The organism is Paenibacillus sp. FSL H3-0457 (assembly GCF_037981725.1).
Lineage (GTDB): Bacteria > Bacillota > Bacilli > Paenibacillales > Paenibacillaceae > Paenibacillus > Paenibacillus amylolyticus.
This window is the reverse complement of sequence record NZ_CP150283.1, coordinates 4,131,248-4,143,789: the sequence shown is the minus strand read 5'-3', so window position 1 is coordinate 4,143,789 and position 12,542 is coordinate 4,131,248. Positions and strand designations below refer to the sequence as shown.

The following is a 12,542-nucleotide window of genomic DNA, read 5'->3' as shown; positions in this document are numbered from 1 at the left end:
AAAATGAGGAGGAAAACATCATGAAACATCAGGATACGGCGCAGGAAATCATTAAAGCCGTTGGGGGAACAAACAATATTAACTCAGTTTATCACTGCGTCACACGTTTGCGCTTTGATCTGAAAGACAACGAGAAAGTTGATAACGGCTCACTCAAGAAACTGGATAAGGTCATGGGAACTAACATTTCCGGCGATCAATTCCAGGTCATTATCGGTAATGATGTGGCAAAAGTATTCGATGCCATGGTGAAGGAAAATCCAGCAATCCAGCAAACTACAGAAAAGAAAGAGCCAAAGTCGGATAAAAAACAAAATGTCGTGCTGAAAATTTTCGAAACAATTGCAGGTGTCTTTGCGCCGATGCTTCCAGCGATTACTGCGGCAGGTATGCTCAAGGGATTACTTGCACTATTCGTGTCTGTAGGTTGGATGTCTGCTGGAACGGATACGTACCGTATTCTTTCAGCCATTGGTGACGGCGTATTCCACTACCTACCTTTACTGATTGCAGTCAGCGCTGCTCGTAAATTCGGCAGTAACCCGTTTGTTGCGATTGCACTAGGTACGGCACTCATGTATCCAGACATGACAGCATTGTTATCTAGCGGTGAATCGGTTGGATTTTTGGGAATCCCGGTTACAGCAGTAAGTTATGCTTCATCGGTTATCCCGATTCTTCTTGCAGTATGGTTGATGTCCTATGTTGAGAAATGGGTTGACCGCGTTATCCCTGCTGCACTCAAGCTGCTGCTTGTGCCGCTGATTACCTTACTTGTTATGGTTCCGGTAACGCTGATTGCGATCGGCCCATTGGGTACATTTGTAGGTAGTGGATTGTCTGGTGGCATCAACTGGCTGCTGAATGAAGGCGGATTGATTGCAGGTATTGTTCTTGGCGGCGCGATGGCGCTCATTATTATGACAGGAATGCACTATGCACTTGTGCCGATCATCCTGAGTAATATCGCTACACTGGGCTTTGATAAATTCTTGCCATTAACCTTTATCTCCAATATGGGTCAGGCTGGTGCAACACTCGGCGTATTCTTCCGGGCAAAAGATAAAAAACTCAAAACCGTGGCATTGTCAACGAGCTTCACCGCACTCATGGGTGTAACGGAGCCAGCCATGTACGGGGTTAACATGAAGTATAAAAAACCATTTGCCGCAGCGATGATTGGTAGTGCAGTGGGTGGCGGATTCGCCCTTGCTTTTGGCGCGAAAGCGTATGTACTTGCGGGTAACGGTGGTCTGCCAGGACTTCCTTCCCTGATCGGACAAACCTTCTGGTATTCCTTTGGGGGTATGATTTTGGCCTTTATCGTAGGTGCAATCATGTCTACGATATTTGGTATCAAGGAAGAAGAAGGAGACGCAGAGGCGTTAGCTCAATTCTCACCGGGTGCTTCTACAGCACCAGCGAAAGTTGTTTCCAACGATGCTGCAACCGTAAATGTGGACGACATGGGCGATCCAACACCAACAAGTGATGCAGTAGCTGTTGCACCGATGACAGGTAAATCCATCCCGCTCAAAGAAGTCAACGATCCAACATTTGGTGATGAATTGATGGGTAAAGGTGTAGCATTTGTTCCAACGGTGGGCGAATTGGTTTCTCCAGTGACAGGTACCATCATGAATGTGTTCAAAACAAAACATGCGATCGTTGTCCGCAGTGATAACGGAATGGAATTGTTGATTCATGTTGGAATTAACACGGTGAAGTTGCGTGGACAGTATTTTGATGCACATGTTGCTACAGGAGCACGTGTACAGGCTGGAGACAAGTTGCTTACATTTGAACTGGCCGAGATTGCAAAAGAATACGACATCACAACCGCTATGGTTGTTACCAATACGGCTGATTACAAGCAGGTTCTACCTGTGAAATTGGGCGAAATCACGATGGGTGAAGACGTCTTGAAAGCTGAGATTTAAACTGTCCGTCTTAGGACTAACAATATCAACTAAAGAAGGAGAGATACGAATGATTAATCGACAAGGGTTTCCGGAAGGTTTTCTATGGGGCGGCGCTATTGCCGCCAACCAGGCTGAAGGTGGATTCGACGCTGGCGGCAAAGGATGGTCGACAGCAGACATGGTTCCTTATTTTGAGAAAAAGGACTACACCAACCTTAGAGAACTGATGCATGTTACCAGTGCAACGGTTGAGAAAGCAATGGCACATCACAGTGCAGAAGGTTATCCGAAGCGTTACGGGATTGATTTTTACCACCGTTTCAAAGAGGATATTGCGCTGTTCGCTGAGCTAGGCTTCAAGACATTCCGTCTGTCCATCAACTGGCCGCGTATTTTCCCAAATGGTTATGATGCCGAGCCCAATGAAGAGGGACTGCGTTTCTATGACGAAGTGTTCGATGAACTCCGTAAATACGATATTGAACCACTTGTAACACTCTCGCATTATGAGATGCCTATGGCGCTTGTCCTCAAATATAACGGCTGGGCTGGCCGCGAAGTGATTGGACATTTTGTAAGATATGCAGAAACGGTGATGACCCGGTACAAGGACAAGGTTAAATACTGGTTGACGTTTAATGAGATTAACACAACTATTATTGAACCGTTCACAGGCGGCGGTATTATTGAAGACCGGGTTGAAAACACGATGCAGGCTTCTTATCAGGCACTTCATCATCAATTTGTAGCCAGCAGCCTGGTAACAGAAAAAGCACGTCAGATTAACCCGAACTTCCAGATCGGATGTATGCTTGCACGCATGATTCACTACCCAGCGACGTCGAAGCCAGAGGATGTGCTACAAGCACAGATCGATAACCAGCTGAACCTGCTGCATACGGATGTACAAGTTCGTGGTAGTTATCCAACGTTTATGGCTCGGTACTGGGCAGAGAACGAAATTACCATTGCCATGGAACCGGGGGACGAGCAGATCCTGCGTGAGCATACGGTTGATTTCATCTCGTTCAGTTATTACACATCCTTGGTGTCTGCAGTGAACCCAGAGGAATATGGAGTAACTGGAGGCAACCTGTACAGTACGATCAAGAACCCGAACCTGGAGCGTACGGAATGGGGCTGGCAGCTTGATCCGATCGGTCTGCGTGTTGCACTGAAAGAGCTGTATGACCGTTATCAATTGCCATTGTTTGTGGTAGAGAACGGCCTTGGTGCCAAAGATACCGTTGAAGCAGACGGTTCCATCAACGATGATTACCGGATTGATTATCTGAGAAAACATATTACACAAATGAAAGAAGCCGTTATGGACGGAGTGGACCTGATGGGATATACCAACTGGGGAGCGATTGATATCATCAGTGCATCCACTTCGGAAATGTCCAAACGTTATGGCGTGATCTACGTGGATCAGGATGACAACGGACAAGGCACATTGAATCGGTATAAGAAAAAGAGCTTTGGCTGGTACCAAAAAGTCATTGCCTCGAATGGTGAGAACTTGGAATAGATTAATCTATAAAGGCACTCCGGGCGTAGCTGGTATTAGGCGCCGGGGCGCCTTTTTAATATAATCAGGTAGAATTCTCATCAACGTTATTGGCATTTCAAGGTAAAAAAGATGACTACATAACATTCTGGATGGTATACTGTGTTCGTATTGGGGGAGGGATAACCATGAAGAAGCCTATTATTGCTGTAGATATGGATGACACGATATGTCATCTGGTCAAGCGGGCTATATATCACAACAACCTCAACTTCCCGACCCATCCGTTGCGCTATGAGGATATGATTCATTGGGATACATCCCATTTGCGTCATCCAGAGAGCACGCATGATGTATTTTATGGTCGGCCGGGTCTGTTCGAGGAATTGGAATTATACGACGAGTATGTTGTAGATGAGATGCGAAAGTTGAACGATGCTTATGATGTTATTGTTGTGACGGCAGCAGAACCAAGAACAGTCGTTGAGAAGTGGAACTGGCTTCAGCAGCATATGCCTTTTATAACCGCAGAACAGTTTATTACATGCAAAAGAAAAAACCTGCTCGCTTTTGATTTGCTCATTGATGATGGAGCACATAACCTGATTCCCGCGCATGAGGACGGCAAAAAGGTCATCTGTATCCCACATCCATGGAACATACAGGAGCGTGAGCGATACAACTTTCCGTTGATGTCTTCATGGAAAGAGGCCAAGGCATACATAGATGAAGTGTTACAGGTTGTTGGTGTCTGAAAGTAAATCTTATTGTCCAGAGTGCTGTGCTCTGGATTTTTTGCGATAGGCGAGAGGTGTTTCGCCTGTTATTTTTTTGAATGCAGCATAGAATGAATCCAAATCCCGATATCCAACCAGCTCTGCAATCAGGCTGACTTTGTGCTGTGAACTCTTAAGCAGTTCACAGCTTTTTTGTATACGGAGGTGTTGCAGGTGGCCGCTAAAGTTCTGTCCGGTATGTCGCAGAAACATTCGCCCAATCTGTTTTTCGCTAAAGCCCGATACACGTACCAGATCAGACATTCGGATTCGGTCGCTCACGTGTTGTTTGAGATAATGAAGAATGTAATCAAAACCGGTGGAATGATGCTCTTCATCATGATCCTTTTGATAAAGTTGTCTGTAGGTCATCAATACGAACTGGCTTACCAAGGTGTATAACATGGTAGACGAACCGATTCCCGGAACGGAGGATTCACGGTACAGCTTCACCATTAGTTCTTCAATCCGGTCGTTGTGATCCACAACGGATATATAAGGAACCTGATTTTGTTCCAGATCCATCAGATGTTGAATGATTTCTTTTTCCTGAATGATTGCTGTCAGCGTGTGGATCAATTCAGCATTAAATAAGCAATTATATATAATTAACGGATGCTCGGTTACGTTGGTGCTGACAGGACGAAAGACATGAGGAACGCCGACAGGAATGACAAACAGCATCCCCTTTGTCACCGGAATGACATCTTCACCGATATGATGAAAGCCCTTTCCTTCGGCAACGTAGCTATATTCAATAAAATCATGTGCGTGAAAAGGAAGCACAAAATCTTCAGAGCAACGATTGACAAAAAGTTGCAAATGATTATGCAGAAAGTATTCACTTTTCATGAGTTGTACAGATGAATTCACAAGCAACCTCCTCGCACAGATGGCTGAATCACCGGATGAAATAGTCCTGATTACCGGGTATTTAGGGCAACAGGATCGATATAATTATATCGTAACCCCGAATGGGAAGCCAAGATGGAAAGGACGATCTGCTAATGTTCAACGTTAGTCACCTTCGCTGTGAGTATAGAATCAATCCGATAGGCCTTGATGTCAAATCACCGAGATTAAGCTGGCAGTTACAGTCTGATCGTCGAAATTGCATGCAATCTGCATACCAGATCCAGCTGTCCCTGTCAGAAGATTTTGATGAGATTGCATGGGATTCTGGCAAGATAAACACGGATCAATCCATACATGTGGAATTAAACCATTTTCAGCCTTCCCCGCAAACGCGATACTATTACCGGATTCAGGCATGGGATGATGCAGGAAATGATTCGGGCTGTTCCGAATCGGCTTATTTCGAGATGGGACTTATGGATAGTCATAACAAGTGGCAAGCAGAATGGATCACAGCTCAACCATCAGATGATGGAGATACGTCATGCCCGCGTATGCACAAGCAGTTTAATGTGAAACAACCTGTTACTTCTGCCCGCATATATGTTACAGCACTTGGATTATACGAGTTGCATATGAACAACACAAGAGTAGGAGAAGATTATTTTACACCTGGTTGGACCTCTTATCGTAAGCGATTACAATATCAAACTTATGATGTCACCCACCTGCTTCAGGATGGACAGAATACTTTAGGTGCTAATCTGGGAGATGGCTGGTACCGAGGATATCTTGGCTGGAACAAAGAACGGGAGATATTTGGTTCAACGTCCGCATTGCTGCTGGAACTGCATATGAAATACGCAGATGGATCAGAGGAATGTATTATATCCAATGGGGATTGGACCGCTGCTCCAAGTGCCATTCGTATGTCGGACATCTATATGGGGGAGACGTATGATGCACGTATGGAGTCCGACTGGTCGGATTCATCTCAGACGAATTGGTCACCCGTGAACGTACTGGATCATCCCAAAGATATCATCGTTGCTCAGGAGAACGTACCCGTTACCCAAGTAGAACAGCTACAGCCAATCGCCTTGTTAACAACCCCAAAGGGAGATCGTGTAGTAGACATAGGGCAGAATATGGTGGGATGGGTGAGATTCAGCATTCAAGGTGAGGCGGGTCAGACGGTTGAGCTGCACCATGCTGAGATATTGGATCATGAAGGCAACTTTTACACCGATAATCTTCGTGCCGCCAAGCAGTGTATTCGCTACACGTGCAAGGGGGATGGCGTGGAATCATTTGAACCGCATTTTACATTCCAAGGCTTTCGCTATGTGAAGCTGGTTGGCTTCCCGGAACACATTCGTCTGGATGAATTCACCGGAGTAGTGCTGCACTCTAATATGGAGCAAACAGGTCAGTTCTCATGCTCCAGTCCACTGGTGAACCGACTGCATCACAATATATTGTGGGGGCAAAAAGGAAATTTCCTTGATGTGCCGACAGACTGTCCACAGAGGGATGAACGGCTTGGATGGACCGGGGATGCACAGATGTTTATCCGAACGTCCTCCTACCTGATGAATACGGCTCCCTTCTTTACCAAATGGCTGCGGGATCTGGAAGCGGATCAGGGAGAAGATGGCGGTATTCCATTCTTCGTTCCGGATCTGAGAGGTTCCACCTCAGAAGGGTGGGGAGACACCAGTCATTCTTCCGCCGCTTGGGGGGATGCAGCAGTTATTTGTCCTTGGACCATCTATGAGATGTATGGGGATGCCAGATTACTGGCCGAACAATATGAGAGTATGAAGCAGTGGATCGAGTATATTCATGTGCAGGGTGACAATCCGTATCTGTGGAACACGGGATTCCACTTTGGCGATTGGCTGGGACTGGACTCCAAGCCTGATAGTTATGTTGGCGCAACGGACACGGAATATGTGGCATCTGCCTTCTATGCCTATTCGGTTTCGTTAACTCAAAAAGCGGCTGAGGTCCTTGGAAAGACAGATGATGCTGAATATTACAAGGAGTTGCACACAAACATTGTTCATGCGTTTAGAAATGAATTCGTGACTCCAGCTGGCAAAATTGCTGTTCCTACGCAAACAGCACATGTTCTTGCGCTCCAATTTGACCTGCTGGACGCCACTGCCCGAACTCGTGCTGTCGATCAATTGGCAAAACTCGTGAAAGAGGCGGGCAATCATCTTACTACAGGCTTTGTGGGTACACCTTATCTGAATCCGGTATTGAGTGATGCAGGTCTTCACTACCTGGCATATACATTACTTTTTCAAGAGGATTATCCGTCCTGGCTATATCAGGTGACTCAAGGCGCAACGACCGTCTGGGAACATTGGGATGGGATCAAAGAGGATGGCAGTCTCTGGAGTGCTGATATGAACTCATTTAACCACTATGCGTACGGAGCGATTGGAGAATGGTTGTATCGTTACGTTGCCGGCATTCGGTCCGATGAACATCAGCCAGGATTCCGAATGGTGCATATCGAGCCGCAACCCGGACCTGGACTGGATTGGGTGGAAGCGAGTCTGGAGACGATGTATGGTCATGTTGCTTCAAGCTGGCACCGGTTGGCGGATGGTAAAATGGATATACGGGTGCATATTCCCGCCAACACGAGAGGTACGGTACGTCTTCCTGGAGCAGGTGCACAGATCGTTCTGGAACAAGGGAAACCGTTGAATCAGTTGGATCAGATAAGTGGAGTTCAGGATATTCAAAACATTGGAGACGATGTTGAAGTCACACTTGGATCTGGAAGTTACCGATTTACGTACAAAGACACGGATGCGAAAAAGGATCGGGATGTTCAGGAGGCTACATTGACAGAGTCCGTATAATGATAGAATAAGTGGTAAGATGTACACTTGAAGAGGATCTGCACACACGCAGGTCCTTTTTCGAACTTGTTGAGAGTAAATTTGTAGTATTTGAACAATGAAAGGAGCATGACCATGGCAAAACCTGCATTCAAAGATGCACCTTTACGTAGTGAAATAGAGGATTTGGCTAAGCAACAGGATCACCATACATTGGCTTGTTGGGCTGCGGAGTGTGCGGCACGTGTCTTGTATATATTTGAGAAGAAGACGGAGGATCTCCGCGCCCATGATGCCATTGATGCAGGAAGAGGTTGGATCCGTGGAGAGATTGCCATGGTTGATGCACGAAAGGCGGCTTTTGCAGCTCATGCTGCTGCACGGGAAGCCGATCATGTCGCTGCCTCTGCTGCCTCTCGTGCGGCGGGACACGCAGCTGCAACGGCACATGTCAAAGGCCATGCGGTACATGCCGCAACCTATGCAGTGAAAGCTATCTTTTATGACTCTTTGATGGAAGAACAAGAACGTCGTGTCTTGGAAGAGAGAACGTGGCAATATCAATATCTGTTGGGAGGATGTAATGATCATGGGGAAAGAACACGTGAGATTAATTAAACCATCAAAAGCCTATAAGGATGCGTATTTGGCATTTTATGAAGACTGGGTCAGAAGTGGAGAATTGATGGTTCCTTGGATCATTTCCAAAGATCCTTATGCGTTCGATGAGATGTTGGCATTTTTGCAGCGTAATGAACAAGGGATCGACATCCCGGAGGGCTGGGTCAAAGACAGTACATATTGGCTGGTCACGGAGAGTCAACAAATCGTGGGTGCTGTGAATATAAGGCATGAGCTTAATGATAAATTGTTCAACAGTGGAGGACATATTGGATATGGTATTCGTCCAGGAGAGCGGCACAATGGCTATGGTTCCGAAATTCTCAGGCTTTCTTTGGAGAAAACGAGAGAGCTTGGAATTTCCAAAGTATTGGTCGTATGTGATGCGGTTAATGAGCCTTCCAGAAGGGTTATCCTTCGAAATGGTGGCATTCGGGATGAAGACTATGTGGAGTCCAATGGCAACGTTGTTGAACGATTCTGGATAGAGAATGTCGAATAATGCAGAATAATGATGAAATAAAACGAAAATAATATGGATTATGATTGTATTACCCTCGTGTGCTGATTAAAATGAAGCATAGAATCTGGATTGCGGCCGGAAACTATCATCCCATATCAGGCACAAGTGAGGTTATCTTTATGAATCAACCGGTTAATCGGCCCCGGCGAATTGAGTATCTGGATCTCTTTCGTGCTTTTGCCATCATGGCAGTGGTAGCTATTCATGCAACTTCAACAGCAGTTGCGCATTACCCCAAGCATACATTAGATCATGATGTGTATTACTTCTGGAACACGTTTTTGCAATTTGCCGTTCCAGCGTTTCTGTTCCTGTCATCCCTGGTCTTGTTCTACAACTACAGCTCCAAGGTGAATGAGAAAGGTTGGATGCTCGCTTTTTATAAGAAGCGTTTATTTAATGTATTTGTTCCCTATGTGGTGTGGTCCCTTATCTATTTTGCCATTAAACAGTTGCTTGCGGGCAAAGAACCTTTGACCCATAGTGTTCAATTTGCCAAACAATTAGTGATGGGAACCGCTCATACGCACTTGTACTTTTTTCTGATTATTCTTCAATTCTATATCGTTTTTCCGTGGCTTCTGTCCCTTACACGCCATCGTTTGTTTAATCGTTATTTGCCACTATTCTTTATTGCGGGCCAAGCGATCTTCTATGCACTACATTTGCAGTTTCACTTCGAACGGACAGGAAGTTTGTTACCCAGTTATCTGATCGTGATTGGATTTGGCGCATGGGTTGGGTTGAACTTTGAGTGGGCATTGAACAAACTGTATACTCACCGTTATGTGCTCATAGCTGCGTTGATAGGTGGAGGTGCCATTTTTATATATGGTAATGCTTATATCAAAACCACTTTTGCTGCATACCCGGTTATTACCTATACCGTGCTGTTCCTGTTCCGTAATCTGTTTACCTTGTCAGCCTGCTTGCTCCTGTTGATCTTTAGTGAACGAATCGGCACAGGAAAACATACCGAGGTTCGTAAAGCTACTCGTATTCTGGACTCCTTGGGTACAGTTGCGTTCGGTGTATTTTTAATGCATCCACTCGTATTGCTCTTCTGGAGACGTGAATTCACAGATGACCTGGCTCGGCACTTCAGCGTGGGCATCATTCTATCTTATATTGTGGCGCTCCTGATCTCATGGATCTGCGCGATGGGATTGCGCCGGATGAAGTGGGGATGGGTACTGATTGGACGTTAAGTTAGAATAAACATATGTAATTTAAGATAAGAGATTTCAAGCCCTCACGCGTTGAGGGAATCACTTGAAACCTCTTTTTTATTTGCCCTAAAGAAGTTATTATAGAGTTTAATGTCCATAAAATTGAATTAATGGAATGAACACTACCTTGTCAGGAGTGATCAAATGAAATTAGTGATTATTTTTGGCCCACAGGCTGTGGGCAAAATGACGGTGGGGCAAGAACTGGAGAAGATAACAAAGCTAAAATTGTTTCATAACCACATGACCATTGAATTGGTGTCTCCTTTCTTCAGCTATGGCACACCACAAGGCAAAAGACTGGTGAGTCTGTTCCGGCAGGAGATTTTTGAAGAAGTGGCAAAGAGTGATTTGCCGGGTCTGATTTTTACATTTGTGTGGGCATTGGACGCGGAGTCAGATGGTGAATACATCCGTAAGATCAGTGAGTTGTTTACATCTCAAGGGGGTCAGGTCTGTTATGTGGAACTGGAGGCCGATGCATCAGAAAGACTAGAGCGCAATAAAAGTCCGCATCGTCTGTTACATAAACCAACAAAGCGTGACATTGCGTGGTCTGAGCGAGATTTGCTAGATACGATGAAGCATTATCGATTGAATTCGGAACCGGGAGAAATCAAGCATGAGCACTACATAAGGATTGATAACACACACAAGAGCCCGGATGAAGTGGCAAAGTTAATTCAGGAACGATTTAATTTGTAATCTGAGAAACGTCTAACTTAGCAAAGTAGATACTTTATATGAGAGGGGCACTACATCATGTACTTTGTTATATTTTTGCTCATAGGACTTGTTCTATGTTATCTGATCCCATTCGGTCCGATTTTGGCTGGGGGCATTGTTTTCGCACTTGTGATAGATCATTACCGTCAGACGATGCATATGCGTGAAGATGTCCGGGATATCAAAAATCATCTGGGGTTAATGAACAAAGGTGAGGCGAAAGAGTACGAGATGGATAAGCAATTTAAAGATGTCGATCGTTTGAGTTCAGAAGAAATGAACATGATTAATCGAAGAATCGAAGCAGAGCTGGAGAAAGAAAGCAAAAACAATAAACCGTGAATTCCTGTAAAATAATTCTTGATTTGCTCACTCCTGTGAGTATATTTACCTAGATCAGGAGTCATGCTAATTCGATATTAACTTTTTGTTGCACTGTGTAGAAATATGTAATATTATGAGGGAAGCGCGTACAACATATCGGGTTGTAACTGTTGAATCAGGCAAAGCCGTATACCTTGAGAAAAGGGATTGGTTTGTCTTTTTCTGTATATTGGAGTGATAAAGTGAAAATCGAGAAGGTGCTGAACAATAATGCTGTAGTTGCAATGAATGACGAGCAGGAAGTTATTATCATTGGCCGGGGGATTGCTTATCAGAAGCGGGCGGGTGATATGGTTTCCGAGCAGCATATCGACAAGATATTTACTTTACAGAATGAAGATATTCAGGAAAACTTCAAGGCATTAATCTCAAGTATTCCTCTGGAATACATGAAAGTATCCGAGGAAATCATCGCTTACGCCAAATTAAAACTTGGCAAGAAATTAAATGAGAGCATTTACTTACATCTTACAGACCATATTCACTTTGCCATTGAGCGGTATCGCAAGAATCTGCCCATACGCAACGGTTTAATCTGGGAGACAAAGCAGTTATACAAAGAGGAATATGAAGTTGGAATGGAAGCGCTCAATATGATCTGTGATCAGTTTGGTGTGATCTTGCCCGAGGACGAAGCCGGTTTTATGGCACTTCACTTTGTCAATGCAGCTTTGAACGAGGAAATGCCCAACATCAAGAGTATGACGCAGGTCATGCAGGAAATCCTGACAATCATCAAGTATCATTTCAAGATTGATTTTGATGAGAACTCACTGACATTTTATCGCTTTGTGACACATTTGAAGTTTTTCGCCCAACGTTTGGTGAAGGGAAAACATTACAAGAGCAACAACGATGATGAACTGTTCCTGATGATTCAGAAAAAGTATCCAGCAGCGCACAAGTGCTCGGAGAAAATCAAGAAATTCATTGAAAGCAACTACACGTATCAACTAACTGACGAAGAATTGATGTACTTAACGATTCATATTGAGAGAGTTGTGAATGCAACTTCTGAATAATCCCATAGATCAGCTTGCAGGGTTGCAACCACTAGGGCAAAACCTGAACGCTTGAATGACCGAACATACCGTTAACCGGATGTTCCATACATTCAGATGTTCAGGTTTTTTTA

The 12,542-nt window shown here is 44.7% G+C and carries 11 protein-coding genes; 10 read left to right on the top strand and 1 reads right to left on the bottom strand.

The genetic code is table 11. The annotated features are described in order from the left end of the window. Nucleotides 1-20: 20 nt before the first annotated feature. From MHH25_RS18255 to MHH25_RS18245, 3 genes are all read left to right on the top strand, one after another. Nucleotides 21-1,940 (top strand): beta-glucoside-specific PTS transporter subunit IIABC, encoded by a 1,920-nt coding sequence (locus MHH25_RS18255; RefSeq protein ID WP_340017734.1) that lies wholly within the window; start codon nt 21-23, stop codon nt 1,938-1,940. 49 nt (nt 1,941-1,989) lie between these two features. Then, entirely contained in the window at nt 1,990-3,453 is a 1,464-nt protein-coding gene (gene ascB, locus MHH25_RS18250; protein ID WP_076328481.1) for a 6-phospho-beta-glucosidase, read from the top strand. A 167-nt stretch (nt 3,454-3,620) separates the two neighbouring features. After that, nucleotides 3,621-4,187, top strand: a complete 567-nt coding sequence (locus MHH25_RS18245; protein WP_047843459.1) for a 5'-nucleotidase — start codon at nt 3,621-3,623, stop codon at nt 4,185-4,187. Between the two features lie 9 nt (nt 4,188-4,196). Here MHH25_RS18245 and MHH25_RS18240 read toward each other — a convergent pair whose 3' ends face one another. Next, on the bottom strand, nt 4,197-5,081 hold the full coding sequence (locus tag MHH25_RS18240) for an AraC family transcriptional regulator (RefSeq protein WP_340017733.1): 885 nt from the start codon (nt 5,079-5,081) through the stop codon (nt 4,197-4,199). Between the two features lie 134 nt (nt 5,082-5,215). Between MHH25_RS18240 and MHH25_RS18235 the strand changes: the two genes are divergently transcribed. From MHH25_RS18235 to MHH25_RS18205, 7 genes are all read left to right on the top strand, one after another. Beyond that, nucleotides 5,216-7,945, top strand: a complete 2,730-nt coding sequence (locus MHH25_RS18235) for a family 78 glycoside hydrolase catalytic domain (protein WP_340017732.1) — start codon at nt 5,216-5,218, stop codon at nt 7,943-7,945. Between the two features lie 114 nt (nt 7,946-8,059). Then, the gene (locus tag MHH25_RS18230; protein ID WP_340017731.1) at nt 8,060-8,542 is read left to right on the top strand and encodes a putative immunity protein; all 483 of its coding nucleotides are present in this window, start codon (nt 8,060-8,062) and stop codon (nt 8,540-8,542) included. Then, entirely contained in the window at nt 8,508-9,047 is a 540-nt protein-coding gene (locus MHH25_RS18225; RefSeq protein ID WP_340017730.1) for a GNAT family N-acetyltransferase, read from the top strand. The genes MHH25_RS18230 and MHH25_RS18225 overlap by 35 nt, the downstream gene beginning before the upstream one ends. Nucleotides 9,048-9,187: 140 nt before the next feature. Continuing rightward, nucleotides 9,188-10,276, top strand: coding sequence for an acyltransferase (locus MHH25_RS18220; RefSeq protein WP_340017729.1), 1,089 nt, complete (start codon nt 9,188-9,190; stop codon nt 10,274-10,276). Between the two features lie 165 nt (nt 10,277-10,441). Next, nucleotides 10,442-11,002 carry an AAA family ATPase gene (locus MHH25_RS18215; RefSeq protein WP_339304702.1) on the top strand — a complete coding sequence of 187 codons (561 nt, stop codon included), beginning with the start codon at nt 10,442-10,444 and terminating at the stop codon, nt 11,000-11,002. Nucleotides 11,003-11,059: 57 nt separating this feature from the next. Continuing rightward, the gene (locus tag MHH25_RS18210) at nt 11,060-11,365 is read left to right on the top strand and encodes a hypothetical protein (RefSeq protein ID WP_340017728.1); all 306 of its coding nucleotides are present in this window, start codon (nt 11,060-11,062) and stop codon (nt 11,363-11,365) included. 224 nt (nt 11,366-11,589) lie between these two features. Beyond that, on the top strand, nt 11,590-12,429 hold the full coding sequence (locus MHH25_RS18205) for a PRD domain-containing protein (protein WP_036613486.1): 840 nt from the start codon (nt 11,590-11,592) through the stop codon (nt 12,427-12,429). The last annotated feature ends 113 nt before the right edge of the window (nt 12,430-12,542 follow it).